We start from the raw sequence: 26,734 nt of genomic DNA on the forward strand, positions 1-26,734 counted from the left end.
CACTATTTAAGTCACAACCCAGCTTAAAGTTTGCCGCCAGTATCAACGGTGTGATTTCATATCAGCGCGGCCGCGGATCAGCGCTTACACAAACCCCATCCGCCGCGCATTATTCGCCGCCTGCGGTTCCGGCGGCTCCGGCAACAAATTCCCCGCACAGGCTTGCAAGGCCTGCGGCGAATCGAACTTGCCCAACGCCGCATCGAATCCTTGTTCCAAGCGCAAGCGCAGTTCACGAATACTGCCGCAGTTGGCCAACAAGGCCTCCATCACTTCAAGAGGTAATTCCTCGGCAAACAATTGCGCACGTCCATCGCGCAAGCGCAGCGCTTGATAGAGCTTCTGCACAATCACGGGCCATTCCCGCGCCTTCGGTGCGTGAACCGGGCAGATCTGGAATCGACTTAGCAGCGGTGCCGGCAAATAGTCTGTCTGATTGGCCGTAGCGAGGAAGGAGCAGTAACTCAAATCAATCGGTACATCGACGAACTTGTCTTCAAAACGACAGGCATTCTCCGGCTCCAGCAGCATCAGGATGATGTCGAGTGTCCAGCCATGCTGACCGAGACCGCTCTTGTCGACCTCCTCCAACAAGATCAACGGATTCGCCACCTCACAGCGCGCCATAAACAAGGCCAGTTTCCCCGGCGAGGCCGAGCCCCAATGTCGGCTGGTCCCGATCAAGGACAGATTGTCCGCGTTGCCGCCCAACTGGATTTCCAGTGTCGGCACTCCGAAGACCTCGGCCACCTGATGCAACAGATGGCTTTTGCCATTCCCCGGCGGCCCCGCCAACAGGGTAGGGGAGAGCTTCAAAGGTTGTTGTGTCGCAACCTGCAACTTCACCCGGTTCAGAACCTGATCCATCCACATTTTTTGATGGGGCAACTGCTCATGCAATGCCAACAACTGCTGCCAATGTTTCGCCTGCGGGATCAGCAATGTCTTGGGCTGGGCCAATGCCTTCAACTGCTCAACCAGCGCAAGGCGATCCTTGCCGTTCTCCGATTGCAGTCGTTGCAGCAACGCCCCAGGATCGGCCAACACCACCGAATGCGGACTTTCTGGCACGGCCTTCGACATTGGCACCGGCTGATCCATCAGACGCCGGGCGCGCCACAGACAGGAAGCCGATGCCCTACGGGGCAGCATCTGCAGCAGCGCACGCGGATGAGCTTGCAGTAACTGTGTGACATCGACATTCATAACCCGCCCTCCAGCAACACCCCCATGCTCAACAACCAGAACTCGCAGATCTGCCGCGCCGCCTTCAACAAGGACTGGCGCGCCCAAGTCCGGGAAGTCCCTGGCGAGAATTCCAGCGTGGTACTCAAAGTCACCAGCAGTGCCGACTCTTCACTGACGACCGCCGCACACAAGCCTGCGCGTTGATTCCAGTCATTCACCGCGCCCATCAACACCGCCACCCGCTCAGGCTCGAATCGCCGCTCACTGCGACTCACCAACAGCAACTGACCGAAACGATCGACCGAACATTCCAACTCGAAACGGATCCCTCTCGGTGGTCGCCAGGTCATCACGCACTGCAACCGATCCTCTTCTGTCCGCAGTACTGTCATATGCTGTGCCTGCCACCAGTGACACAGAGTTTCCAAGACCCACTCGCGCACGCTCTCCGGCTCAGACCAGATCATCCCCCCGTCCGCCAGCCATGCCGTCTGCTCCACCATCGCCAAGCCCGGCAAATGCTGCAGATCGCCGCCACTCAGTGCCTCGCTCAGCAACACATGCAAAACCGGTAAAACCTGCTCGCGCGGCAACGACTGCAATTCCTCGAACACCTGCGTGCTCAATGCCACCTCTTCGCCAAAAGCCTGCCTGCTCCATTGCTGCCAGAGATGGCGGATCAGGAAAGGACGGAAGGGCTCAGCGAACAGATCGATTTTTAAACACCGGCTGGCCGGCACCCCTGACAAAGGCTCCGCGGATTCCGAACACCATAGGCCGATACACCGTACCGCAGCCCCGTGGCGCGCCACCCAAGCCTCCGCCTCCAAGCGCTCTGGGGGCAACAAGACCAACTGCACATCCGACGCAGCGCTGGAATCACGCTTGCGGGGGCGACGGGAAGACGCCGAACTCAACTGACACCCCCCCGCCCAAGCCAAGGCTTCAAAGTCCGCAGACTCATATACCGCCTGCGGCGCGCAGATCTGAATCAACGCCGCGCCTTTTTGCCCATGGGCCTGCAAACACCGCTCGGCTCGCAGCCAGCTCAGCAGCAAGGCAAACCCGGGAGGATGGGCTGCCTCGCTGATCACGTCTTCTTCATCTTCCTCCGGCACCTCATCCCAGTCCGGATCGGGTTCTTCTCCGTCCGTGATTTGCCCGGCAATGGTGTTTAATGCGTCTTCATGCAGCGAGTTGCTCATGATGGGATTCCTTGATTGATTTGAATGTGAATGGCAGGCCCTTGTAACGCCGATCTGCAAACCGCTTCTGCGGTGGTAATTGCTCAATATGGATCGTTGTCGGGCACATCCGATTGCCATAGACATGTGTTTGAAGCCAGCTCAACTCCATTTCCAGATGGTCGCGCGGCAAAGTTTTATAACGGCAGCGGCTGTTTGGTCCCCAGGCGTATTCACGGTCGAAGAGCTGGGGATTTTTTCCATAGGCGTGTTCTGCCCATATCCGAACCTTTTCAGTGACGGCTTGGTTGAGAATCGCCTTTAGTACTGTGTATCGCTGCTTTTTAAGTTGCTTGGAGAGAATCTCCAGCAGGGCATTGCAATCCTCTTCCGCGCAGTGTGCGTCGTAGAAAAAGCCGTAATGCATTGCCAAGTGTTCAAGCTTGCCGCTACGGATGCCGGTTCTGAGCCAATCGACATCATGCAACGAGCACCCCCAGGCCAGTTCACTGAAAAATCCAAAGCGTTTCTCGACAAAAGGGCGGTCAAAACTGGCGTTGTGCGAAATTACGATGGAGACGCCCTCCAGCATCTGACGTATGCGATTTTCATCAAAATAAACGTGGTACATCCCATCAGGTCGTGGCCCAGGAATGTCGGCTGGCGGTGGAAGCGGGGCTTGGGGATTTTCATAGCCGCAATAGCGATCCAGGACGCGGATGACCTTTCCCTCTGCCGTGTATTCGAACAGAATCATTGCCAATTGATGGATGCGGTGGTGTTGATGGCGTTTGCCCGTAGTTTCAATGTCAAGGGCGATGCCTCGATAGCATGGTTCGTTGGCCGAGGTGGCAAACTGGTCGTGTGGTTTCAAGCGGCGCAGAACTTTAAAGTCTTCAGGAAGACCTTCAAGTAGAAGTAGGGCTTGATTGACGTGTGGGTTGAGGGTGTGTGTCATGATTGGCTCCTTTGTGATGTTTGCGTATTGCAGTATGTACAACATGCAATGAAGAGTCAAGCATATTGTGCAACATGCGCACGATTTTTTTGTAGAATGGCTACTTATCGACGAGGAGCCTGGTATGGCATTGAGTAAAACGCAGCAGGCGCTCGCCTATCTGCAGGAAGGAATGACGCCCAAGGAAGCCGCCCAGAAGGCTGGAGTAGCAGAGAGCACACTGCGTGTGGCAATGGGGAAACGTTCAGGAAAGACTATTTGCCCGTGTTGTGGCCAAATTGTTCGAGAGGGATTTGAAATAAATTTGGATTTGGCGAAAACAACAGAGCGATAAGCGGTGTGACTGTTTTTCGGCCTTATGTGGAGCTCAACATAAGGCCGATTATGTAGATCTCGTGATTATGTTGAGCTTCTGAACCATCCCGTTTCGTATGCATGTTTACGAAGGGCCTGCGGGCAATTGGGAGTAGTGTGCGCTCAACATAATTTTCGAGGCAGCGCAGCCACCAGTCACTGCAACCTCTGCCACAAAATATCTATCCGGGCGAACTCCACGCCCAGTAGGCACCGAAAACACATGGGGAATGTACATGCCCACGATTGGGTGGTGTATGCCAAGCAACCGTTGGGTGGTCCGGCGCAGGTGCTGGAGTATCTGGCGCGCTATACCCATCGGGTGTCTTCGCAAGAACAAGGAAATGGTGGACCTTACCAGGCACGCGTTCGCCCGAACACCGGCGAATCGGTGCAAACAGGGCACAAAAACCACTTGGCACAGCAGCCATTGGTCAAAGCGAGATCCCGAAAACCCGGTCAACACCGGGCAATGCGATCAAACCGTGCGAAAAATCCATTGACGGCCCATACAGCCCGCTTACAATCCCCATAGTCACTGCCCGTGGGGCGGTTCAGTCCAACAAGGTTTATCCGCCGCCATGATGCAGCCTTCTCATCAACCGTTCCCGCTACGGCGGATAAACGCTATTCGTTAGGCTCTTCACATATTGGATCGGCCATGGACTTCGATAAAATATTCAACTACATCTTCTTGGTAATTTACGTTGGTGGCTTATCGGTTTTCTTTGTCGTGATGGCAAAACTTGTCATCGATAAACGTAAGGCAAGGCACGAGCTTAAGCAAAACCTATTGGAGAAATTTAAGGCCGCTATTCCATTGTCGATTAACGATGTCATCAACATGGCAAAGGGTGCCGACCTAGCTAGACCGAGTGTTGGAAAATGCTTGAATCAACTTCTTAGCGCCACTAACGACCCAGTCACATTTGGAGAATTGCAGCGCCTTACCGCTGAGCTTGAAAAAGAAGAGCCGTTTGATGATCTTCCTGAGGAAGTAAAACCATCTTTAGTGCGGCTTACAGAGTTGTGCGATGCAAGCTCCGTAAAGAGCGACAAATATCTTCTCAGTCCGGTGCAGAAAACATTGGGCACCTATGTCGAACTGAAGGCCGAAGTTGAAAAGAATCGAACAAAGGCGAAATGGCTCAACATTGCCGGCATTGTCAGCTTAATAGTGGGAACGTGGAGCTTTTACTTAACCTGGAAGAGCCCAGACGTAAAGGACATCGAGGCTGCAGTAAAGCGAGCTGTGTCATCTCCATCCCAAGAGCCTAACCCGGCGGTGCAGGGGACGCTGCGCGATAAAGCCGCGCAGCGCCCCTGACCTTGAACGTTGAGCGTCCGCATTCTCAAGTCAGCTATTTCCGCTTTGGGCACGAAGCGGTCTTTTCTGGCCGTCTTCGCCGCCGACCGCTTAGGCCGATGATGAGTCTGCCAGCACAGAAAACTCACCGTGGTTTGCAGCACCGATCCTCAGGTGCGTATTCCGGTTAAAACCAACCAAACATTCCAGTTCAAAAGCTACCGAGCGTTCTCATTCAATGACGGTCGGAGGTTCCGATCCAAATTAGGCCATGGATTCCGGTTGGATCGGCGGGGCACATTGACTGCGAAACGAGTCTGGGCTTGGGGTTGTTCTGATCTTTTTAAACAGATTTGAGTCCGAACAGGGTCTGGCCCCGTACTGCGCTGCGGAATGAATCAGAGGACAGCGGAGCGCGGCCGTTACTAAAGATGACATTAGCTAATTAGACTCATTTACATGGTACGCAGCGCTGATTTCACGTTTTATCTGGATTCTGAGCCCATTCGGGCTGAAGTCATTCAGCGGCTTTCCGTTGATGAAGAACGAAGGTGTCTTGTTGATCTTTAATATTGCCAGATCCGTGGCGTCCTGTTTCAGTATTGCAGCGATCCGCGGATCGTTCATGTCCTGCTTGGCTTTGGGAATGTCCAGCCCGGTTCCCCCGAGAAAACTCCAGACCAACAAGGGGTCCGTGCGACCGTGAGTGGCCCATGTTTGTTGGTTGGCCAAAATGGCTTCGAGCGCTTTCCAGTACATGTCCTGCCCCTGCATACGGGCGGCTTCAAGTACCTTGACAACATAATCGGACCCGTCATGGAAGGTGGCATAGCGCAACGTCAGACGAACCTTGCCATCGTTGGTGTGTATAAGCGATTTGACATACGGATACATCATTCGGCAGGCTTCGCAGGCCGGATCGAAGAACTCCACGATCTGTACTTTGGCAGATTCCGCGCCCAAAGAAGGGGATGAGGAACGATTGAGCGCCGATTCTTCCGCGCTGACCAACCAGCCGATTTCCTGTGTTTGCTGCGTCTTGAAATAGTAGGCGCCGCCAGCGAAGGCCAACACCAAAACGAGAGCCGATGCAATGACAATGTATGGTCTTTTCATGACTTGACGCCTTTTCGCACGGCCAGGAGCAGTGCAATGATGAGGGTGAATGCGAGAAGCGAGAGCAGGGGGATCGTGACGAAACCGAAAAGCTCCAGCTTCGCATCGGTGCATGATACTCCCTGCGTGCAGGGTTGCAGTTGCGTCGGGATGACACCCAAGTAGAGCAGGCAGTGGTACAGCGCGAAAGCCCAACCGGTTATTGCAATCGGCAAGGCATAGCGAACGCTGCGGGCATCGAAAGGGAATAGCCCGACGGTAAAAATGAACAACAGCGGATACATGAAGATGCGTTGATACCAGCATAAAACGCAAGGTGTCCGGCCCATCACTTCACTGAAAAACAAGCTCCCCAGCGTGGAGATACAGGCAATGAGCCAGCAGAGAAAAAGCATGTTCCAGTGCGCAGGTTTGTAATATCCAGGGCTCATGGCTTCTCCAGTTTGCTGAGCATGGCAAATTCCGCAGTGGCTTCACGCGACAACGTGTCCATGAGGCGTTTGGTATTGGCGGACAGCGGTAATCCCCGGCCATATCCAAGCAATTCAATAAGCCTGGCGTGATTGCGAAGCATGGCACGCTGGTAACTGACATTGTCTTTGGGGGGGATGGCGAGTGTCTTTACGGTTTTGGGCTGGATGCCGCCCAACTTGTTCAGTTGATCGATGGGTTTGCGGCGTGTAGCGATTTCCCGGCGGGCAAAACGCTGCAGACGGGGTTCTGTTCCGCGATATTGTTCCGAGGTGGCGATGGCATGCTGTAGCGTGACGGAAACTGCCTGGATAAGATCGCTTTCCGTTTTGAGCGTAACCGGTTGATCCAGGACATTGCCTTTGGCTGCTGCGCTCGTCAGCAGGCCTGCCAGCAAGGCAAAACGAAACAAGCTCATATTCATGAATTTGAGCCTCCATTTTGATCGCCCGTGAGCGGGCGTCGTGGCATTTTGTCGACACCCCGTCGAGATGATCCTTCTTGACTCGCCAAGCTGGCCAAAAACAGGAGCCCCGCGCCGCCGATAACAAAGACATCAGCCAAATTGAATGCCGGCCAGTGCCAGCCCGACCAATGGAAGTCCAGATAATCCACAACCGCACCGATGCGCAGGCGATCAATGACGTTGCCCAGCGCGCCACCAATCAGACTGATGTAGGCGGCTGTTTCGAGTCGATTGCGTACTCCTCGCCACAAGGTGAACGCCAAGAGCACGCTGACCGCCAAGCCCAGTCCAATAAAGAAATAACGTTGCCATCCGCCAGCATCGGCCAGAAACGAGAAGGCTGCGCCTGGATTCAGAACATAAGCCAGATTGAAAAAGGAAGTGATTTTGATGCTGGCGTTCAAAGATATCAGCACTTGAATCACATATTTGATGGCTTGATCCAGACCGACCAGCGTCAAGGCAAGCAGGAGCCAGATACCCACAAGAGGTCTTGAAGAAAACGTGGTGAAAGTTACGCAATCGTCAGATTCGCCACGCCCTCGTCCCCGCCCACTACCAGACTGGTCACACGACAACAGGTTAAATAATCTCATAACAATTCTCTGTTTCAAGATTGGAAGTCAACTCGGACGAAAGGATCTCATTTCATCCCTTGGTGTAAAAAGCTGTCTATTTACGCAACAAGCGTAATCCATTGAAGACGACCAGCAGACTAGAGCCCATGTCGGCGAACACGGCCATCCACAGCGTGGCTTGGCCGGCCAGCGCGAGACCAAGGAACACCACCTTGATGCCCAGCGCCAGCGCGATGTTCTGCTTGAGGATCGCTGCCGTGTGCCGGCTGAGATCAATGAAGCGCGCCAGCTTGCGCGGATCGTCGTCCATGATCGCGACGTCGGCTGTTTCCAGCGCGGTGGCCGTGCCGGCTGCACCCATGGCGAAGCCGATATCGGCCCGCGCCAGCGCCGGCGCGTCGTTCACGCCGTCGCCGAGCATGCCGACCTCGCCATGCCGCGCCTTCAACTCGGCGATGACGCGCTGCTTGTCTTCCGGCAGCAGGTTGCCGCGCGCGTCCTCGATGCCCAACTGCTTGGCGATGACATCGGCGGTGCGTTGATTGTCGCCGGTCAGCATCACCGTTGCAATGCCGAGCGCCTTGAGACCTGCCACGGCCTGGGCACTTTCCGGGCGCAGCGTGTCGGCCACGCCGAACACCGCTACCGGCCCCGTCGGCTCGATCAGCACGACGGCCGTCTTGCCTGATTGCTCAAGCAGCTCCAGCCGTTTTTCCAGTTCCGGTGAGCAAACGCCCAGTTCCTCGACCAACCGGTGGTTGCCGAGAAACCATTCCTGTTTTTCAACGAAGCCGCGCACGCCGCGCCCGGTCAGTACCTTGAAGGTGTCCACCGGCAGAAGCGACGCGGCCGGTTGGAGTTCCCGCCAGCCGTCGACCAATGCGCGCGCCACCGGATGGGTGCTGTGTTCGTCCAGACTGGCTGCGATCAGCAGGGCGCGTTCGAGCGGCATGTCGCCCAGCGTGGCTGCGTCGGTCAGTGCCGCCTCGCCGCGGGTCAGGGTGCCGGTCTTATCGAAGGCTATGGCCTTGAGCCGGTGCCCGCCTTCCAGAAAGACGCCGCCCTTGACCAGAATGCCGTGCCGGGCCGCGGCGGCCAAGCCGCTGACCACGGTCACCGGCGTCGACACGACCAGCGCGCACGGGCAGGCGATGACGAGGATGACCAGCGCCTGATAAATCCATTCCCCCCAGCCGCCGCCGAGCAGCGTCGGGCCGAGTACGGCCACCAGTGCCGCCACGACCACGACAGCGGGTGTGTAGTAATGGGCAAACTGATCGACAAAGCGTTGTGTTGGCGCGCGTTGTGCCTGCGCGTCCTGAATCGCCGTGGCGATGCGGGCCAGCGTGCTGTCCCCGGCGGCGGCCGTCACGATAGCCTCGACCACACCGTCGGTGACAATCGTGCCAGCGTAGAGCGGGTCGCCGGGCTGCTTGTCCACCGCCAGGCTCTCGCCGGTGATCGGCGCCTGGTTGAGCGCGGCGTGGCCGCTGTCGACGCGCGCGTCGAGCGGCACGCGCGCTCCGGTGCGCACGCGGATGCGGCTGCCGACCGGCACCTCGGCCGGCGGCTGCTCGCGCCAGCCGTCCGCTGTCTGTACCTCGGCGGTCTCCGGCGCCAGCGCGGTCAGGGCGCGGATGGCGTTGCGCGCCCGTTCCAGCGACAACGCCTCGATGGCCTCGGCCACTGCAAACAGAAAGATCACCATCGCGGCTTCCGGCCACTTGCCGATGAGTACCGCGCCGACAACCGCCAGCGACATCAGGAAATAGATGTTGAGGGTTCGATTCTTGACGGCAATCCAGCCCTTCTTCAGGGTAGGTAGACCAGCACTCAAGATGGAAAGTGCCACCAGAATCAGCACAGGCCAGGAGGTTTCCTTGCCGGTTGCCCAGGCAATCGCTTCGGCGCCAACTGCCGAAAGGCCACTGATGGCCAGAAGGATTTTGAGCCGGAGGCTCAGGGCTGGCGGCAGTGCCGCAGCAGGTGCGCCGGCTTCAAGCAGTCTGGGGGCCATGTCCAGACTGCTCAATGCGTCTGCAATCGGCTGCGGGTCGTCGAAACGGTGGTAGACCGTCAGTTCGCGTGCCAGCAGATTGAAATCGAGTCGCACAATCTCCGCCATGGGTTCCAGCCGGTTGCGAATCAAGCGTTCCTCAACCGGGCAGTCCATCTTGTCGATACGGTAGCGTACCTGCCTGGCACCGGCTGGCGGTGGCGCCTTGTCCTGCGCCAAGTCTTGATCCGTTTTCGTGGCCGAAGTGCAGCATGTGTCGAGGGCTTGCCCGTGGCCATGCTCCGATGCGCAGCATGTCGCTTTCACAGGTACGTCGGCCTGTGAAGTTCCAGACTGAGGGGCATGACCTGCTTCGCAACACGTGTTTGTTTTCTTGACGTGAATACTAAGCTCCGGCTTGGAGTTTGTTGACGGGTTCATGATGGTCTCCTGCGCATGGCGATGTTTCTGCTTCATTTAACAGCCTGTAGCCGATACAGGGTCAAGTGTTTTTTTACGGACAAATTCCCCCGCTGCGCCAGCTCATTGTGCCGCGCTGCGGGGGGTGCGGAGGGTGCTACTTCGCATCCACGGTAGAGGCCTTGACGGGGGCGGTCTTGGCTTCCACAGCAGATGCGCCGGTCTTCACGATCTTGGCTTTAGCTTTGACCTCGTCCAGATGTTTCATCAGGGCTTGCTGCTGGATCTGTTGCGTCAGGCCCGTTTTGATTTTGTCCAAGGGAGGCGCCTCAATGGGTCTGGAGTCGTCCAGCAAGATGACATGGTAGCCAAACGAGGTTACGACCGGCTCTTCGGTAAATTTACCCTTGTCCAGTGTTTTGACTGCGGCGCCAAATTCCGGAACCATGCGGCGAGGATTAAACCATCCCAGATCCCCCCCCTTGGCTTTGGAGGCGATATCTTTTGATTTTTCTTGGGCCAGTTTGCCAAAGGATGCCGGATCTTTCCGGAGCTTGGCGATGATCTCCCTGGCCTCAGCCTCCTTCTCTACCAGAATATGGCGCGCCTTGTATTCATTGCCCGCGCTGCTCTTGAAGCGCTCGTATTCTGCCTTCAGCGTATCGTCGTTAACCGGATTGTTCTGGAGGAAATCCTGAACATAGGCATCGGCCAGAACGGATTGGCGAATCAGGTCGATCTTCTCCTTGTTTTCGGCTTTTTTATCCAGCCCTTTCTTGGAGGCTTCCTCTGCGAGCAGAGTTTGCATGATCAACTGTTCGATGACGTTGTCTCTGGTTTCTGAGTCGCCGGTGCGGTCTGTATTGATATTTTGCTTGGCAAGCAAATCGACGCGGCTTTTGCTGATAGCGAAGCCATTTACAGTTGCCTCGACAGCATCTTTTGCTGCCAAGCCCGTGGAGTTCGCTTGTCGATCTGCATTGCAGCCGCTGAGAAGTACAAGCGAAACCGTGCCGGCCATGAGGAGTCGTTTATTGATCATGTGCATTTAAATTTCCTTGAGTGGTGAAAATTGCGGAATGAGGTGCAAGTCAGCAATGTTGGTGGCGTTCCTCCCGGAACAATGCGATTATTTAACTGCCTGTAGCTGCTACAGGGTCAAGCATTGAGGAGCACGAAATGAGAATCGGAGAGCTGGCAAAGCTGAGTAACTGCGATGTAGAAACAGTGCGCTTTTACGAACGTGAAGGATTGCTCGACCGACCCGCACGGGAGGCCAATGGCTATCGGCAGTATTCCGATGAGCATCTGACGCAACTCAACTTCATCCGTCATTGCCGCTCGCTCGGTATCGGGCTTACAGAGGTGCGCATCCTGCGTCGCTTCCAGTCCACTCCCGACTTGGCGTGCGACGAAATCAACCAGTTGATCGACAAGCAGATCGCACGCATTCACGAGCAGACCGAATCGCTGCGGCAACTCGAAAGGCAATTGCACGCCTTGCGCGATACCTGCCATGCCAACCAGAAAACCGGGGAGTGCGGCATCATGCGCACTCTGGAGCAGGCTGCCGAAGGCGAAGGCTGTGCCTGCCATCCTGAGGAGAAGACACGATGAGCCTCGACTTGCGGCGTTGTTTCTCTGGCCCGTCTCAAGCAGGGTTGTCAGCCCCTCTTTGGTTGCGGAAGGACTCCCAAGTAACGGTCGGGTAATAGACAAAAAGTTCTTTCAGAATGTTGAGGCTCATAATGTTCTGCGGCCTTGGCAAACGTAGACCTGCCCTTGCGGGCATACGAAAAGTTTGAACCGCGCCAAGCAGGCACGGCCATCTCGAACCGCCGTAATGGAGGTCTAAAAATACAAATGGGGAGCAGAACGATCAGCCGAGAACCGGCTGTTCAGTGCCACTATCTAACATTGAGTTCATCTGGTAAATGGCTTTCGTGCTTAAACCATGTACCGCTGCTTTACTCGCGGACAGCGGTAGGGGGCAATGATAGCGACGGGTACGATGCTGTTCTACGCCGAAGAGTAAAGGCGGCCGTTCGGGTCGCGCAGCCGGTCAACGGCAGTAACCTGCGCGGCACCGACCAATGGAGGGCTCCTCCTTCAACGGCAGCAAAGGCGGAAGACCTGTCTGTGGACAGTCGTAGATGGATTTGAAACATGCCACCATGCTTGAATGAAGCGGGTTAGCAAGTCTTTGCCTGTTCAGGTCTGCCCGCTCCAAGACGCTTCCCGCCCCAATTTTTTTCCATGAGCTCGCGACTCTGATACCAGCCCTCGGCTCTGACCAACATTGGCCAGATCAAGGCGGGATGGGACTGGATGTGTTCGTTGATAACCCGATACAACGCCTTGGCCTTGATGGGCAAGGCATCTGGATTGTGCAAAGTATTCAGTAGTATTTGAATGGCATTCTCATCAGTTAATTCGTGCTGATGATGCCCAAGTTCATTCCAGACAGCCGGGCGTCGTTCTACGAGCCATAAGGCAATATTCCGGTCAGGGAATAGTGTCTGGGCTTGAAATGAACTTTCGTGGAATTCAATAGTTTCCCGCGTCAGAATGCGGTTGACTGTATTTTCGAACAACTTCTCCTGCCTTATTCCAGATTTATAACGCGCTGCAGCACTGCGCTCATCATCCTTGAACCGTTCCGGGCCACTCGGTGCGTGGTATCCGCACAGCGCTCTGCCTGGCATGGGCTGACGCCAGCACAATGTACAGAAACACAATGGGTCAATATCCCGATTCCCCATCGGATATCGTACAGCCTGCGTCGGGAGGCGAAGATAGCCGCAAAGGTCGAAGAAAGTATTTACTTCAATCGGCGCGAATTCCAAATCTCTAGGCGGTTTCTTTGTATGGGAATACACGAGTTCCACGGCACATGCTAACTGCCAGAGATTGTCATCATCCTTTGAGAGGGAACCAAGTTCTACGTACAAAAAGAAGATGCTGTTCCAGCGGGCTTTCTGCCTCTCGTCAAAGGCTCGCCGGCCTTCTGTAGATGCTAATGGTCGCAAATAGCGCCGAATTAACTGCTGAGCCAATGCGGGCGTGATCGCAACGGAGGAAGCAATAATTTTTATTGATAGAAGTCCGACAATGACATCTGTGTTTGTGAATTTGGCAAAGATATCCTCGTCGTCGATGTAGAGCGGCACAATTCAAGTGTCCATTTAAGGCAGTAGCGAAAGCCGGGCTGACTTAATAGCATGAGTAGCCGTGATGTTAAAGGACATGGAAGGGTGTGACAGTGGATACGATGACACTTGCTGAAGTCAGCCGGGTTCTCCGGATTTCAGAACATACGGCACGCAACCGGCTAAGTTTGAACCTGCCCATGCCACCCTCATTCCGAGTCGGGAGGCGGCGGCTGTTTCTACGGCCAGAAGTAGAACGCTGGCTTGCAGAACTAGCGAACCCCAAGGAGGGCAAAAAAATGAACTGATCCCGATCGTACAAAAAACAACGGCCAGGAAAAGCAAAAGGGCTCGGAGCGTCAACTCCGAACCCCTTCAGGAACTGCTTGAAAGTATCGACCCTTCAAGTTGATTCTGCGTTTCCCATGCCAGCCTGTCAAGGCTGGCGGCCTGACTGCATCCCAATGACCAACCTGCATGCGCGCTATGAGGCGCGGTAAAGCAGGTCTTCTCGGAGAGACGACGAGGCCGTACAGCCTGCGGCTTCGATCTTGCCATGGCAAACAGGAGAATCGACATGCGACAGATCCGGCAAGTATTGAGACTTGCTTTTAATGACAAGGTAAGTAGGCGTGTAATTTCAGCGAGCCTTTGCTTGCATCGCGATACGGTGCGGGACTATCTCGTACGTGCGGCCGCTGCCAAGTTAAGTTGGCCCCTCCCCCCAGACCTTGATGATGCAGCCCTCGAGGATTTGCTGTTTCCTCCTGTATCACAACGATCAATTCGCAAGCCACAACCCGACTGGGCTACGGTGCATGTAGAGCTCAAGAAAAAAGGGGCGACGCTTCAGGCCTTACATGCAGAATACTTGGAAGAGTACCCGGACGGCTTGGCGTATAGCCGCTATTGCGACGCCTACCGCAAGTGGGCCAAGCATCTTAAGCGTTACATGCGGCAAACCTATATTGCCGGCGAAAAGGCTCTCGTCGATTTCGCGGGGCCGACCATGCCGATCTATTTGCCAGAAACGCGGAAGGAGCGTCGTGCACAGATATTTGTGGGAGTGTTGGGTGCCAGTAACTACACCTTCGCGGAAGCGCTTTGGAGTCAAAAACTCCCCGACTGGATTGCCACCCATACAAGGATGTTCGAGTTCTTTGGTGGCGTACCAGCGGTTGTGGTGTGCGACAACCTCAAGGCTGGGGTGAGTAAGGCCAGTCGAACCGAACCTGAAATTCATGCCACATATCAGAACATGGCCGCACATTACGCGACCATGATCATCCCTGCACGCCCCAGAAAACCCCAGGACAAGGCAAAGGCCGAGAACGGCGTACTCGTTGTAGAACGCTGGATTCTGTTTCGTTTGCGCAAACGCGTCTTTACCAGTCTCGATGAACTCAATGCGGCTATCCGTGAGTTGCTCATCGAGCTCAATAATCGGCCATTCCAGAAATTGCCAGGGTCACGCAGAAGCCAATATGAATCCATTGACCGGCCTGCACTCAAACCCCTTCCAATCCAGCATTACGAGTACACGGAATTCCGCAAGGTACGAGTCGGACAGGATGGTTTATTTGAGCTCGATGGATGCCCTTACAGCGCGCCATGGGCTTTGTGCCGACAAGAAGTGGAGCTGCGTGTGACAGCTGCGACCGTGGAAATTTTGCATCGCGGGCGCCGCGTCGGAAGTCATGAGCGCAGCCGGGGATCGCAGCCTGTCATTGACCCACAACATTTGTCCCCAGAACATCGCTATGTGGGCTTTTGGGCGCCGGACATTGAACTGAAGTGGGCTGCCGATATTGGTGAATATGCCCGGTCTTTCTTGAAAAAAGTGCTTGAACAAGTGAAGCGCAAGGACCTTGGCATGCGCGCTGCGGGAGCAATGAAACGCTTGGAAAAGGACTATGGGGCAGAGCGACTGAATACGGCTTGTGCGCGCGCCTTGGAAATAGACGCCGACTCCATGAGTAGTGTGCGTTCAATTTTACGCGCGGGATTAGATAAAAAAGGTGCGGAATCAGGTATTCAAGAGGCCGCTTTCGATCATGTCAATGTGCGTGGCCCAGGTTACTACCACTGAATTCGGAGACTCAAAAATGATGATTCAAGAAACTGTACGCAAGCTCTATGAACTGAAGTTGTATGGCATGGCCAAAGCATTTGAAGATCAGCTGGCCAGTGCAGGGGCAGGACAACTGAGTTTCGAGGAACGTTTCGGCATGCTGGTCGATCATGAGGCCACCTTACGGGAAGACCGCCGTCTAACGCGCCTTCTCCAAGCTGCAAAGCTTAAGGAAAATGCTTGTGTCGAGGATATTGATTTCCGGCCGGGGCGCGGGCTTGAACGTGCGGAAATCGCATCGCTGGCACTGGGGCGCTGGATTCGAAATGGGCTGAACATGATCGTGACCGGCCCAACCGGAAGCGGAAAAACATGGCTCGCCTGTGCTTTCGGCAACCAGGCATGTCGGCAAGGAATGTCCGTCAGCTTTCAGCGCCTCCCCCTGCTTCTGGAAGACCTTGCCGTATCGCATAGCGATGGCAGTTTCCGTAAGAAGTTGGCACAGCTCGCTAAAGTTGATTTGCTGATCGTGGATGACTTTGGTCTTTCGGCATTGAATGCAATCAGCCGTCACGATTTGCTGGAGGTCATCGAAAGCCGCAGCAGTGGGCGCGCCACGCTCATTACGAGCCAACTGCCGATCTCAAGCTGGCACAGTTATCTGGGGGATAAAAACTCAACCGTGGCGGATGCAATCCTTGATCGTTTGGTCAGCGGGACGCATCGAATTGAGCTTAAGGGGGAGTCCATGCGCAAGCAACGCAGTAAAAAATCCATAACAGACTGACCCATTTTATTCGCCACCAACCCGCCGGAGTGGCGGGTTATTTTTTATGCGACTGGCTGGTTTTGAGCCGGAATGCTTGGCTTAGTTTAAAGGAGAACCGTTGGGCCGCATTGAACCGGATTAACTGGTACGGTTTGAACGAGAACGGGTGGCGGAAATAGGGGGGAATACGCACTCAGGGCCCGGAGTTCGGCCTTAGCTGCCGTTGGCTTGGTTTGCAACGATAGGCAACTGTCTGGTGCTTAGCTGCCATTCAGTCGCGGGACTTGGTTGCAGGGGTCTAATAGGAGCAAGAAACCTCTGAATGTTCGATCACGGGACGATCATGACAACTTGGAGAAAGACCGGCAGCTGCATCGTACACAATAACAGGGGTGAGCGATTGTAGGCACTGGTGCTGAGGACCAGTTGCATTCCAAAACAAGATCACGTTGTCTGGCGTTACCGGTAGCTTTGGCTTAGCAAGCGACAAAAACTTCAGGAGTCTAGCCCGGTCAATTCTAAGCAAATCTTTTGCTACTTGAATGTCGGAGTTGAGTGCGTCAACTATGGGCTGTGTAATTTCGCCCTTAAGCCTCATTCTTAGTATGCTCGGTAACATCCCGTGCCAATTCCGCGATTTGTAATGCCGATAGGCAAGTTCCTCAAAAACCTTTCCCATATTCCATTCAGATGTCTCGAGAGTGGCAACAATCCCGTTCAGTACCCTACTAAGGTCATCATGACCGTTCCAATTTTCTTTGGCTTTGTACCTCAGATCATGTTCCACTTCGTGCCACCCCTCGGAAAGGATGCTACGCAATTGAACCTCGAATGTTGAATCGAGTGGTGCGTCGCCTTTAATCCTGAGAAAATTATCGGTGGATTCACTTGGGAGGCGGAATATCAAGTTATAACGCGTTACAGAAAATTGGTCTCTTTCCGGTCGATCAATTGTCGAAGCACTACTATCAATACGAAAATTTGACTCGAGAATTGATTTGACGATTGGAATGTCGTCAGGAAAATATAGCGCTATCCTAATACCGATGGAGTCTTGAATCAATTTCCCGCCGACTCGATACTTTCCAGGTTCCCGCATAAGCTTCGAGTTGAGGGATGCATCGTCTTTGCCTCTGGAAAAGACGCGAAAAAGAATGCCGACGGCAGACAATAAATCTTCAATTTCACGCCGCATTTCTGCTGCAATATGTTCATATTTGCTTCTCATTGCGCCCTTCCCAAAATATGACGAATCTCAGGTAGCCGGTCAAAATTCAGCTCGACAAACGCTGCACTATGGGGTTGAAGCAAAACACCTCTTTTCTTTAATTGGTGAATAGCGTTATATATTTCATCAGGCCGGAAGCCGCCGTATCCGTTGCAAATCCCCGATATTGGACGATGCTTGTGCATGAGCTTTTCACGTCCGACAGGCCAAAATTTTTCAAGAACATGCCTTTCAAGCAAGAGTGCATGAGTTGGCAAGACTGAAGAATCAATTTCATCAATATTTTCTATTACTTTTTTAAGGAATTCACTGTCACCTACTTCGCCAAGGATGTATATGGAGCCAGCGGGCTTACCGGTTGCAACGTTGTCGCCGTAAAACTTGCAATTCAGAAATGTAACGCCGGACAACTTGTCAAGCGCAAATTCGCAGCTTCTAAATGTACAATCGTTAAACTGAAAGCTTTCGATTGTCTCTAAGCCAAACTTAACCGCATCAAACTCAAGGCCTTCGGCCTCATCGGATTGAAGGGGAAAGTCGACGGCGCCTATTAGTCGCGCCGTAAAGTCCGTTTTGTATGAAATCGCTGTGAATTCTAACGATTGGCGAATGCGTTCGAGAAGCTCTTTGCGTTCAAAAATAGTTCGCGGACGATATGAAACCACAGCTGGCTCAAGAAAGCGCACATCGTCGTTTAACCAATCGTCGTCATTAATAATATTTGCTGCCACAAAATAGCCCAAGACAAATTCATTGATGAATCCTATTTTGTTCTCTTCCTTGCTACTTCTGTCTAGAAGGGCGTGACTAGCAATCTTATTTGCAATAAATTCCTTATCCGGGCGCTCTGATGAAGGATAAAGCACCAAGGCCTCTTCGATTTCTTGTATACAATTTTTTAGTATCAAATCGACGATGTAGTCTCTCTGTTCTGATGTGTATCCGCCTGAGATCATGTCGGCTGCGATGCTTGTAAGGATCGACTTTTGTGTGTCGACGCTCATCTGCAGATCTTGCCTCAGTCTTTCTCGCTCGAGCAGAAAGTTGAAATAGCGCTCCACCAAACCTTGCGGCGATTCGATAACTGCGTCGAATTTATCATCAGGAATGCATCGTAAGTAAGAAAGCAGAACGGGGTTGGTAAGACTATTCTTTATGTCCAAGGATGTGGCTTGAATAGCCTTGAGTCGATTTTCTGGCAACCAGTCGATAAGTGATGGTTCGCCAATTCGGATCCTTATTAATTCAAATTCGTCAGAATGTGTGGCCGCCCAACTATGAAAAGCGTCCCCCTCGAACAAAACCGTGCGACGCGTGGTAAGAACTATTTTGGCGTTGCCCGTCAAAAACTGGCCTATAGTTTCGAGCATTGGCTCCTGATTCTCGAAGTCATCATCTTCGTCGGTCTTTCGTAAAAGTTCATCGAAGCCGTCGAGGATGGTAACCACACGTCCATTTATCATTTCGCTCTGGACGAGGCGGGAACTGAGTGTCGGAAATTTTCTGTCAATTTCATCAAGAAGTACGTAGCGAAATATTGGGGCCTTTCTGTTTCGAGACAGTTCAGAGAAAAGTGGTAAATAGTTTTTCTCCTGTATTAGTTGGTGAACTATTTCGTAGGCGGTGCAGGTTTTTCCGAATCCGGCGGCGGCCTCAATCAGAAAGAGGATAGGGCGGGCAGCATTTAATCGAGCGACGACTTCGGCAGCTGGTGACTTACTGCCATCCTTCCCGTTGACGCTATAGGGCGCATTGATGTATTCGTAGCGCGCGTCGTCGGCAAATGGCTTAACAATGTTATTAGTGAATTGCTTATAGTCTTTATCAAGCCTGTCGAGAATTGAGGCAACAGAAAAGAACCCTTTGAACAGCTCTGTTTCAGTCTGTTTTGGAGACAAGAAACTTCGCACAGTACATGCATAGCCAGTGGCCGAAAAATCATCAAATGGCTTCTTGGTGTTGGCGCTTTCGCTCAGCGGGACAATGTCTGCGTTGTCGAAGTAGCCCGTCTTAAGAGTGAAGACGATTACGTTTTCAGGCTCGTAAACCTTTGCAGTTTCGAATCCGTATCGTCGGTATATTTCTTCTAATTCGCGCTTGAGTTGGTTATCCATGTTATAATGCCCCTCAGGATTATTCCCATTATGCATTAATCTGTTTGCTTGTTCATAGCTACAAGTACAGGGCCGTAGGTGCGATTAGCGAAGCATAATCGCACGCATGTTGATTTTGCGCGCCAACGAACTGGGCGATTACGCGATGCTATCGCCCCTACAACAACATTGGATCGGATGACCGCTTCTGGCCGAGAGTAGTCGTTCCCTCAGTTGGTGGTCAACGCCCGCTTTGGCCGAACTACAGACATATATCACCGGGATTCGAACAGTACCCTCCCCAGGGATGTATAGGTCCAAGCAAGCCATAGCTTTTGGTCATGACTACTCATTTTTGCAATTTAGCTTCACGTTTTTCCCGATTTCGATCCTTTCGGCACAAGATACAGCCGCAAATCAACCCTCCAATGCGCACCTTTTGCTGCCCATGGCGGGGGCATATAAAAAGAGCAAACAGGGGATCGGCGGGGTCGCGCTGAACATCGCGGCAGTCGGGGGTGGGCGATTGGGCCATCCGCCGTTGCAGAACCGTATCGCTGAACCGTCTTGAGGCCTTGTGTTTTTCCGGCAATGGATAGCTCGGCGACTGACTGGCCTCTTCCCCGCATTTCGGGCAGGCGTGTGCCGCCCAAAGCAGGTTGGCGGCCGAGGATGCCTTAACTTCTCCATGTATCGGACAGTGCAGATATACGGGATCGCGAAAGCGCGTGTATCGCTCGATAGTCACCTGACTATCAGGGTGCGCAATTTGAAAACGATGCCGGTACACATGAATGCTAAGGATCATCGTTTTTTACATCCCGTCGCGCTATTCATCCTCTGAGTACCGGGGAGGATGCTTTTCATCGACACACCGCTGATTCCAGTTCATGTCGTCGAACCAGGTCGCCCGTTTACCTGATCCATCCGCAGACCTCACCATCGGTTCCCCTTTTACATTGAACGCTACGCTGGAGAAATTGGGCGGGCTGGATTCGTCGGCATAGAAGTTGTAGGTCGCCACGAATCGGGTGTTGCCAGCGAACTGACCGACAGAGTCACCGGAGGCCATCGATCCGCACACGTAGATTTGATCGATGTTTTTTGAATAGATCGCAAACGACTCGTTGAACTTTACTGCCGATGGGTTATGGAATTGCTTCGCGATTTTGGCGCGCGCATCCTTGATCGAATAGTCCATGGCTTCCTGCGGTGTCATGGCCGATGCCCAAGCACAGGCGCCAAGCATGGCAAGAGACAAAGCTACGCTGATCTTTTTCATAAAATCCTTTCTATTTGATGTTGTCCTTCTTCCACTCCTCAACCATCTCCTGCGTCACGTCCTTCGGGTAACACAGTGGCGCGTAGCCCCCGGGCTTGCTATATGCGCTGCGCTTTCCACAGTTACGCCCAGCCCGATCTGTGTTGTACGGGCACGGGCAGTTGCCGGGATAGTTCGCGAGGGAATCCTTGATGATTTGCTGCTTGATCTGGGTGTCCGAGATAGGAGCTCGGGCGAAGGAAGCGCCGGGGAGGAGGAGGCTGAAAACGATAGCGAGGCGGAGCATCATGATTTATGTCCGCTTGGTGTAGTGATCATTGGTACGACGGTTTTTGTATTTCCCGCCTTTGTGGGATGAACCTTTGCCACCGGCATAATGGCCCCCTTTGTTGGAATACGATTTCTTTGAGTAAGACTTGCTGGCGTGGGATTTGCCGCCACCTCGGCTGCCGCGAGCCTCTGCCGGCATGGAAGCAAGACCAAAACAAACAAGAAGTACGATCAGAAAATTACGCATATATCCCCTCATCTAGATAAAAAAGCCGCGATAAATCCAACCTTCCAACAGGAAATTTGGGAGTGACGTTGCGGCGCTTACTCATTGCACATCAAACTCAAATACGCTGGCTAAAACGCCTTCGATAAAAACGCGAATGACATAACGCCCCTTGGGGTCTCCCGGCGCCACTGCCCAGGAATTGAAAATGATGCCCCGTTCAGGGGAAACCTCCCGCTCGGTGATCGAGACTCGGCCGTCGGTCGAAACCGAACGCGTGCCCAATGGTTCAGGGTTCCCCCAGGTGTCAGGCTTTGCCGGAAGGGTGAATTCCTCGCGCCATTTGATCTTGGGCTTGTCCGTGCGAAGAAGCATGACCCAGCCATAACCTTGATTTGGCGTAAGAGGTACTACCTTCGCAGGTTCAAACGGAGGGTTTCCGGACTCTGCCGAATTGAAAAGACCAAAATCGGCGCTGACGACTTCGACGGCACTGGATGGGCTATCAGTCGGGTTCGATGGCGATGCAAATACTGGACCGCAAAGTACCAGTGCAACAAGCGAAAGATGAGTGATCAGTCGGTTCATATGCGTGCTTGCGAAAAAAGGACGATGCCATCCCGAAGCGATGGAGGAAGCCACTTCGGCAGCGGAGTGCCAGGATGGGATTTTCATCTCCCACTGGATAACTTACAGCATTAGACAATCACGATCATTATCGCCGTTGATATCGATCCCGCCAAGCATGTTGCTACGGCGCATGGCGCAAATGAGACGGTGTGTTTCGATGCGAGGGGAGGGGCTTGCCAAACCCGGTCGGAGCGCGGTGATTACAAAATCCGCGGTATCCCATACAGGCGCAGATGGACCGTATTGCTGCCCTGTAATGTCACGCGTCCTGGTGCATATCCAGTACTGCGCGTGCGTTGAAGAGGTCTTACCCTCAGTGAATCAGGTGTTCCGTCGCAGAACGGCGCCAGCGGGACGAGGGTAATTATCTCGCGGGCCACCAAGACCAGCGAGATATCCCTACAGATTCGGATGGGCGCTTAGATGCGCAGGCCGTCTAGATTCTTGCCGCTGGCCAGCCAATCCAACACCCATTGCGGCTTGCGACCACGCCCTGTCCAGGTCTGCTCAGCATCTGCAGGGTTACGGAACTGGGCAATACCCGCATTCGCCTGCTTGCGGGGCTTCTTGTCCAAACCAGACAGGATTTCATTCAAAGTCATACCTGCATTGGCAGCCATACGCTGAATTTCAGTGCGCAGGTTTTGTTTCTCGGTTTCCTTGCGCTTAACGATTTCAACATCAATCTGCTTCTTCAGTTCGGCCAGTTCAATCAGGCTCAGCGTCGAAATATCGATCACGGCATGCTCCATATAAATAAGTCGAAGAAATTTGCGCATCATGCTCCACCGATGAAGTGGTGGTTCATGACAAGCCAGAAAATATGGGGATAAAAGTAAATATTCCAACCACCGGCGCAAAGCTATTTTTTATAGCGCAAAAAAATATGTCAGGTCCGGCTTTGGTAAAAAAATTGATCAAGCAATACGTGCCGAATGTGCGCCTAAATCCTTATGCCGGATAGGGGTCTGTTACATGTTTTTGCATCATTATGGTGCAATTTTGGATGTTGGCTTTGTTGACAAGAATGGTGTGGACTGTTAAAAAATGTCATGCAAAACAATGATCTACGTGTTGATTGACCTTGAGTATTTCCCCAGAATAAAGCCTGTTAATCCGTAGTTAGGGACCAAGGGCTGCTGTGGCCACAATATGTGGCTACCACACCGGTCTCGCAAATTTAACTGGCTATCGCAGGTGTGGTTAATACCTACGCTTGCACTGAACTGGGGTATGGGCGATGCGATCAAAATTTCTGAAAATTAGAGTCACTGAAGAGGAATACCTTCAGGCCCAGGAGAAAGCCAAGCAGATGGGGCGCTCAGTTTCCGACCTGATGCGTATGACGCTTTCTCTCGATTGTGTGCCTATCCGGATTACGGATGCGGCCGATGAGAGGCGCGAGCAATACATGTCGGTGTTATGTGAAATCGCCGATAAGTTGAACGAACTAACCATTGTCGCGCAGCAAGACAATAAAATCGACATGGCCGCATTGGCTTCTATGGCGCATGACTTGCGGAGCCTGAAATTATGATTGCAGATAAAATAGATTTGCCCGATGCAGCTGATGTTTTTCGTTCTGTGCTGTACATAATCACCCCTAAGCCAGAGAACGAACAATCTGCTGAATGCACCCGTGTACTGGCCGTTGCTGCGGATTATATTGTTGCGCCGTTGCTGATCATCAATCCTGAATTGGAAGCTGAGCGAATTGCCACTCAAATGGAAGCAGCTGCGCGGCGAATGCGGATGAATCGCGAAATGCCCCAAAATCTGGCTCAACGCATCGTAATAGCTCTGTCGCCAGATGATTTTCCAAGCTTGAGCCGCGCGCAAGTCGCGCAGAAAGCAATAGCGCTTGCGCGCGAGTCCACAAAGAATGTCACCAAACGTCGTCGGATGGCCATATATGTGGTTCATGGCGACAGGAAGCACATTCATGTTCACTGCATCATAGGCACAGTCGACTTGGAGGTCGGGCTGATATTCAATCCACACCGAGATTATCGGTTGTGGGAACTGGAGATGGAGCGCCAGGAGATCTTCTACAAGCTGACGCGAGTGATTCAGCGAGAAGCGGTTGCCATTCGCGACCGAGATCCTTCCCGCAGAATTCGGCGCGCAGCCGCAGATGGTGTTGATCTGCAGCTCATGAAAAAACGCTCCCAAGCCCCGTGGAACACCCGAGTGCAGGACAAAATCGATCAGGTGCTGGCGTGCGCCACCAACATGGGGCAATTTCTGCTCGCACTGGAAAAGGCGGGCGTGACGCCTTTCCCAAGAGTGACGGCGGGCAAGTGTGTCGGCATTGCTTTCCGTTATGACGGGAATACTAAAAAAGGCAGAGCACTGGGGTGTGACTATTCGTTCAAGGGCTTGCTTGAGCGAGGCATCGAATACGATGTTGAACGAGATCACGAGGTTATCGAGATTTTTTGTGCCAAGTCAGTCGCGCTCAGAGCCGGTGCGGAGGTTGCCATGGCTGCCGAGGCTGTCCAAACAACACCGCCGGCCTTGCCATCCGTGCCTGAACCCGTCGTTTCCACCGTACCGGCACAGGCCGAAATTCATGTCGTTGAGCATGATATGGCGATATCGATCGCGCCAGAGCTGACCCCATCGCTGCCGAAAATTGACTGTGGCGATGAGGGGGTGGGTATCGCTAGCCCTGTCAAGCAGCGTACCTGCACGCGCATCATTTCCAATTCAGAATATGCCATTCCACCAGCCAAAAATCGGCATAGTGCCTGTGCTTCGCCTTCGGCCGCTCCTGTGATTCCGCATGTGTCAGGCAAACCTGCGGCGCATTCTCCGCAGGTTGTCGATGAATACTGGCGGCGCGTTAAGAACATGCCAGTGCTTCGGAAAAAATCTGGCATTGAACGAATATTTGCCGAGCGCGCCACCTGGGCATTGCAAGCGAGCGGGGAAGTGCTCGGTAAGGTGGATTGGCAACAAGTCGAAGAAGCGGCCCTGCTCAAGGCGGTACTGGAGGGGGTGCCACATGAAAAGGCGATTTACGCGATCGCCGATCTTTCTCCGAGATTGGCCGATCCAGCCCAGCGGATGGCGTTTTTGCAGAAATTCGCCCCCGAGGCCAAATCATCTGAACTGGGCGATAAGACGGAGTGCTTGGTGGGGCCGAGGCGCGGGTGACGTGATTTTAAACCTGCCCAAGCCGCGCCAAGATCGGCGCCCGCTCTGCAGCATCCAAACACTGGTAAACCAGAATCCAGCGGGCCAGCTCATCTTCTTCGGCCAGAAGGTAAGCCGTTGGCACACCTAAAACCTCCGCCAGCCGCCCCATGGTGTCCAGATCGGGGACATGTTTCCCGCGTTCATACTGATTGACCCGCGGACTGGCCGACATCTCATCGATTCCCGCAAGCACGCCCAATGTCATCTGGGAAATGCCAAGGCGCATCCGAGCATCACGCAAGCGCTTGGCAAAACAACCGGAAGGGGGAATCTTTTCATTCATGGTACCTAAGATCGTCTTAGTTTGAACTTGCCTTCGCACTAAGATTTACTTAGTATTTCGGCGGTAGGGTCATCCCGGACAAGCTGGCCCATAAAGCTATTCCTTCTCCTTTCACATGAAACGGACACCTCCATGCAAAAACTTCCTCTTGTCTTGTTGGCGTGCGCGTTGGCTTCCTCTGCCTTTGCCGCCCCCAACCCCAAATCCCAGAGCTGGGAACAGTGTGTACAAAACGTTCCCGCCGGCGTGGAAAGCGAATATGGGAAAGCCGGGGTCGAAGAATGGATCGCTGAACACTGCGGCGCCAAGCGGGGTGCCAGCAAGGGCCTGCGCCAGAACGATTGCGCACAGTTGTTTGCCGTGATGCGCAAATGCACGACAGAAGGGAGTCCTGATGGGTTGTTTGGAATGGGGAATGCCACCCGGATGAGTGTTCAGGAATTGCTCGGCCAAAAAATGAGCGACGCATTCGATGCCGATTGCATCAAGGCAGGCCAGAGCAAGAAAGCACCCAACAAGAATGCATTTCAAAAGAAATACTGCACGGCCAAATAAGCGGTACATGGCCAACGGACGAGCCCGCTGGCCTGCTGCATGAATGGGCAACAACAGCCTTGCCATTCAATGGCAAAAAACAGGGAGGCTGCATCATGAAAAGAATGATTTGGACAACATCGCTGGCAATGGGCTTGGGGAGCCTCCTCGGGTGTGCCACCAATGAAGTGACCGGGCGCCAGCAGCTGATGCTCATTCCCAGTGCCACGGTCGTGGCCATGGGTGAAAAAGAGTTTGCAGATACCAAAGAAAAGGCCAGACGCGCAGGTCAAGCCGACACGAACAAAGCACGAGTGGCCCGCATTACCCAGATCACCAAAGCCCTCATCGCCCAAGCCATCAAGTTAAAGCCGGAATCTGCTCAATGGAAGTGGGAAACGGTCGTGATCAATGATCCCCAAACCGTCAATGCCACGTGCCTCCCCGGCGGAAAGATCACGGTCTACACGGGAATCATTGGCGCATTACATGCCACGGACGATGAACTGGCTGCAGTGATCGGACATGAAATCGCGCATGCCATCTCGGAGCATGGTCGTGAAAAAGTTTCCATGGCAATGGGCGTGCAAGCGGCGATAACGCTTGCTGCCTCGACCAGCCAGACTGCCCAAAGCAATGAACTCCTCATGAAACAGGGGGGCAATTTATTGGTCAAACTGCCCAACTCGCGTTCGGCTGAGTCCGAGGCCGACCACATCGGACTGCGCATTGCCGCGATGGCGGGCTACAACCCCATGGCCGGCGTTTCATTGTGGCAAAAAATGAACAAGCTTATGAAGGGGAACGCCCCTGCTGAGTTCCAAAGCACCCATCCGTCCAACGAAACGCGGATCGCGGACAACGGCAAATGGGCCGAAGAGTTGATGCCCGTATATGAAAGCAACAAGCGCCGTCGTCCCAAGTACTGATACGCAGATGTTTCGACGAGACACGAGGAACT

Annotated in this window: 29 protein-coding genes and 1 pseudogene; 11 read left to right on the plus strand and 19 right to left on the minus strand. The window is 53.6% G+C overall.

The annotated features are described in order from the left end of the window. Positions 1-84 precede the first annotated feature (84 nt). The 3 genes from BMZ36_RS09900 to BMZ36_RS09910 are packed head-to-tail and all read right to left on the minus strand — an operon-like array spanning position 85 to position 3,330. Positions 85-1,206: an AAA family ATPase gene (locus BMZ36_RS09900; protein WP_091195434.1), complete on the minus strand. Its 1,122-nt coding sequence runs from the start codon at positions 1,204-1,206 to the stop codon at positions 85-87. Next, the gene (locus tag BMZ36_RS09905) at positions 1,203-2,393 is read right to left on the minus strand and encodes a hypothetical protein (protein WP_091195438.1); all 1,191 of its coding nucleotides are present in this window, start codon (positions 2,391-2,393) and stop codon (positions 1,203-1,205) included. The genes BMZ36_RS09900 and BMZ36_RS09905 overlap by 4 nt, the downstream gene beginning before the upstream one ends. Then, the gene (locus BMZ36_RS09910; protein ID WP_177187847.1) at positions 2,374-3,330 is read right to left on the minus strand and encodes a 3'-5' exonuclease; all 957 of its coding nucleotides are present in this window, start codon (positions 3,328-3,330) and stop codon (positions 2,374-2,376) included. Before BMZ36_RS09910 ends, BMZ36_RS09905 begins: the two co-directional genes overlap by 20 nt. A 124-nt stretch (positions 3,331-3,454) precedes the next feature. Here BMZ36_RS09910 and BMZ36_RS09915 point away from each other — a divergent pair, with 124 nt between their 5' ends. The 3 genes and pseudogenes from BMZ36_RS09915 (at position 3,455) to BMZ36_RS09925 (ending at position 5,011) form a co-directional block, all read left to right on the plus strand. Then, a complete protein-coding gene (locus BMZ36_RS09915) occupies positions 3,455-3,664 on the plus strand; it encodes a hypothetical protein (protein ID WP_091195447.1) in 210 nt (69 codons plus the stop codon). Between the two features lie 135 nt (positions 3,665-3,799). After that, positions 3,800-4,012, plus strand: a pseudogene (locus BMZ36_RS14820) (transposase); the annotation flags it as partial. Between the two features lie 333 nt (positions 4,013-4,345). After that, a complete protein-coding gene (locus tag BMZ36_RS09925; RefSeq protein WP_091195451.1) occupies positions 4,346-5,011 on the plus strand; it encodes a hypothetical protein in 666 nt (221 codons plus the stop codon). A gap of 420 nt (positions 5,012-5,431) precedes the next feature. Here the strand turns inward: BMZ36_RS09925 and BMZ36_RS09930 are convergent, their stop codons facing one another. From BMZ36_RS09930 to BMZ36_RS09955, 6 genes are all read right to left on the minus strand, one after another. Beyond that, complete coding sequence (locus BMZ36_RS09930; protein ID WP_091195454.1) at positions 5,432-6,106, minus strand: DsbA family protein; 675 nt, start codon at positions 6,104-6,106, stop codon at positions 5,432-5,434. Further along, the gene (locus tag BMZ36_RS09935) at positions 6,103-6,537 is read right to left on the minus strand and encodes a disulfide bond formation protein B (RefSeq protein ID WP_091195458.1); all 435 of its coding nucleotides are present in this window, start codon (positions 6,535-6,537) and stop codon (positions 6,103-6,105) included. The genes BMZ36_RS09930 and BMZ36_RS09935 overlap by 4 nt, the downstream gene beginning before the upstream one ends. Continuing rightward, positions 6,534-7,001: a hypothetical protein gene (locus tag BMZ36_RS09940; protein ID WP_143086025.1), complete on the minus strand. Its 468-nt coding sequence runs from the start codon at positions 6,999-7,001 to the stop codon at positions 6,534-6,536. The genes BMZ36_RS09935 and BMZ36_RS09940 overlap by 4 nt, the downstream gene beginning before the upstream one ends. Beyond that, positions 6,998-7,528: a signal peptidase II gene (lspA, locus tag BMZ36_RS09945; RefSeq protein ID WP_245747881.1), complete on the minus strand. Its 531-nt coding sequence runs from the start codon at positions 7,526-7,528 to the stop codon at positions 6,998-7,000. The genes BMZ36_RS09940 and lspA overlap by 4 nt, the downstream gene beginning before the upstream one ends. Positions 7,529-7,715: 187 nt before the next feature. Then, a complete protein-coding gene (locus tag BMZ36_RS09950) occupies positions 7,716-9,857 on the minus strand; it encodes a heavy metal translocating P-type ATPase (RefSeq protein WP_218142693.1) in 2,142 nt (713 codons plus the stop codon). A gap of 337 nt (positions 9,858-10,194) precedes the next feature. Then, a complete protein-coding gene (locus BMZ36_RS09955; RefSeq protein ID WP_091195469.1) occupies positions 10,195-11,085 on the minus strand; it encodes a peptidylprolyl isomerase in 891 nt (296 codons plus the stop codon). Positions 11,086-11,216: 131 nt separating this feature from the next. On the opposite strand from BMZ36_RS09955, the gene BMZ36_RS09960 reads away from it, so the two are divergent. Next, complete coding sequence (locus BMZ36_RS09960) at positions 11,217-11,654, plus strand: Cd(II)/Pb(II)-responsive transcriptional regulator (RefSeq protein ID WP_091195473.1); 438 nt, start codon at positions 11,217-11,219, stop codon at positions 11,652-11,654. A gap of 575 nt (positions 11,655-12,229) precedes the next feature. Here the strand turns inward: BMZ36_RS09960 and BMZ36_RS09965 are convergent. Next, the gene (locus tag BMZ36_RS09965; protein WP_091195476.1) at positions 12,230-13,207 is read right to left on the minus strand and encodes a hypothetical protein; all 978 of its coding nucleotides are present in this window, start codon (positions 13,205-13,207) and stop codon (positions 12,230-12,232) included. Between the two features lie 101 nt (positions 13,208-13,308). On the opposite strand from BMZ36_RS09965, the gene BMZ36_RS14870 reads away from it, so the two are divergent. The 3 genes from BMZ36_RS14870 to istB all read left to right on the plus strand — a co-directional run bounded on the left by BMZ36_RS14870 (position 13,309) and on the right by istB (position 16,044). Further along, a complete protein-coding gene (locus BMZ36_RS14870; protein ID WP_091195479.1) occupies positions 13,309-13,494 on the plus strand; it encodes a helix-turn-helix domain-containing protein in 186 nt (61 codons plus the stop codon). Positions 13,495-13,763: 269 nt separating this feature from the next. Continuing rightward, a complete protein-coding gene (gene istA, locus BMZ36_RS09975; RefSeq protein ID WP_091195589.1) occupies positions 13,764-15,275 on the plus strand; it encodes an IS21 family transposase in 1,512 nt (503 codons plus the stop codon). Between the two features lie 16 nt (positions 15,276-15,291). Next, positions 15,292-16,044: an IS21-like element helper ATPase IstB gene (gene istB / locus BMZ36_RS09980; RefSeq protein WP_091195482.1), complete on the plus strand. Its 753-nt coding sequence runs from the start codon at positions 15,292-15,294 to the stop codon at positions 16,042-16,044. A 280-nt stretch (positions 16,045-16,324) separates the two neighbouring features. Here istB and BMZ36_RS09985 read toward each other — a convergent pair whose 3' ends face one another. The 8 genes from BMZ36_RS09985 to BMZ36_RS10015 form a co-directional block, all read right to left on the minus strand. Then, the gene (locus tag BMZ36_RS09985) at positions 16,325-17,254 is read right to left on the minus strand and encodes a RelA/SpoT domain-containing protein (RefSeq protein ID WP_091195486.1); all 930 of its coding nucleotides are present in this window, start codon (positions 17,252-17,254) and stop codon (positions 16,325-16,327) included. Further along, the gene (locus BMZ36_RS09990; RefSeq protein ID WP_091195489.1) at positions 17,251-19,368 is read right to left on the minus strand and encodes an NACHT domain-containing protein; all 2,118 of its coding nucleotides are present in this window, start codon (positions 19,366-19,368) and stop codon (positions 17,251-17,253) included. The genes BMZ36_RS09985 and BMZ36_RS09990 overlap by 4 nt, the downstream gene beginning before the upstream one ends. Before the next feature lie 328 nt (positions 19,369-19,696). Next, positions 19,697-20,155, minus strand: coding sequence for a DUF723 domain-containing protein (locus BMZ36_RS09995; RefSeq protein WP_091195494.1), 459 nt, complete (start codon positions 20,153-20,155; stop codon positions 19,697-19,699). 21 nt (positions 20,156-20,176) lie between these two features. Further along, positions 20,177-20,629: a hypothetical protein gene (locus BMZ36_RS10000; RefSeq protein ID WP_091195498.1), complete on the minus strand. Its 453-nt coding sequence runs from the start codon at positions 20,627-20,629 to the stop codon at positions 20,177-20,179. Positions 20,630-20,639: 10 nt separating this feature from the next. Beyond that, positions 20,640-20,918, minus strand: coding sequence for a hypothetical protein (locus BMZ36_RS10005; protein WP_218142695.1), 279 nt, complete (start codon positions 20,916-20,918; stop codon positions 20,640-20,642). 3 nt (positions 20,919-20,921) lie between these two features. Continuing rightward, positions 20,922-21,146 (minus strand): hypothetical protein, encoded by a 225-nt coding sequence (locus BMZ36_RS14370; RefSeq protein ID WP_143086026.1) that lies wholly within the window; start codon positions 21,144-21,146, stop codon positions 20,922-20,924. 81 nt (positions 21,147-21,227) lie between these two features. Continuing rightward, positions 21,228-21,713: a PM0630 family protein gene (locus tag BMZ36_RS10010; protein ID WP_143086027.1), complete on the minus strand. Its 486-nt coding sequence runs from the start codon at positions 21,711-21,713 to the stop codon at positions 21,228-21,230. Positions 21,714-22,174: 461 nt separating this feature from the next. After that, complete coding sequence (locus BMZ36_RS10015) at positions 22,175-22,495, minus strand: H-NS histone family protein (RefSeq protein WP_177187848.1); 321 nt, start codon at positions 22,493-22,495, stop codon at positions 22,175-22,177. 500 nt (positions 22,496-22,995) lie between these two features. Between BMZ36_RS10015 and BMZ36_RS10020 the strand changes: the two genes are divergently transcribed. Further along, positions 22,996-23,292, plus strand: a complete 297-nt coding sequence (locus tag BMZ36_RS10020) for a plasmid mobilization protein (RefSeq protein ID WP_091195509.1) — start codon at positions 22,996-22,998, stop codon at positions 23,290-23,292. After that, the gene (locus BMZ36_RS10025; protein WP_091195512.1) at positions 23,289-24,914 is read left to right on the plus strand and encodes a relaxase/mobilization nuclease domain-containing protein; all 1,626 of its coding nucleotides are present in this window, start codon (positions 23,289-23,291) and stop codon (positions 24,912-24,914) included. The genes BMZ36_RS10020 and BMZ36_RS10025 overlap by 4 nt, the downstream gene beginning before the upstream one ends. Positions 24,915-24,921: 7 nt before the next feature. Here the strand turns inward: BMZ36_RS10025 and BMZ36_RS10030 are convergent, their stop codons facing one another. After that, positions 24,922-25,239: a helix-turn-helix domain-containing protein gene (locus BMZ36_RS10030; protein ID WP_091195517.1), complete on the minus strand. Its 318-nt coding sequence runs from the start codon at positions 25,237-25,239 to the stop codon at positions 24,922-24,924. A 132-nt stretch (positions 25,240-25,371) separates the two neighbouring features. Here BMZ36_RS10030 and BMZ36_RS10035 point away from each other — a divergent pair, with 132 nt between their 5' ends. Together BMZ36_RS10035 and BMZ36_RS10040 are read left to right on the plus strand one after the other, a co-directional pair. Further along, on the plus strand, positions 25,372-25,794 hold the full coding sequence (locus tag BMZ36_RS10035; RefSeq protein ID WP_091195520.1) for a hypothetical protein: 423 nt from the start codon (positions 25,372-25,374) through the stop codon (positions 25,792-25,794). Positions 25,795-25,889: 95 nt separating this feature from the next. Further along, positions 25,890-26,702, plus strand: coding sequence for a M48 family metallopeptidase (locus BMZ36_RS10040; RefSeq protein ID WP_091195523.1), 813 nt, complete (start codon positions 25,890-25,892; stop codon positions 26,700-26,702). Positions 26,703-26,734: the final 32 nt, after the last annotated feature.

The sequence above is a fragment of the Formivibrio citricus genome, assembly GCF_900115065.1.
GTDB lineage: Bacteria > Pseudomonadota > Gammaproteobacteria > Burkholderiales > Chitinibacteraceae > Formivibrio > Formivibrio citricus.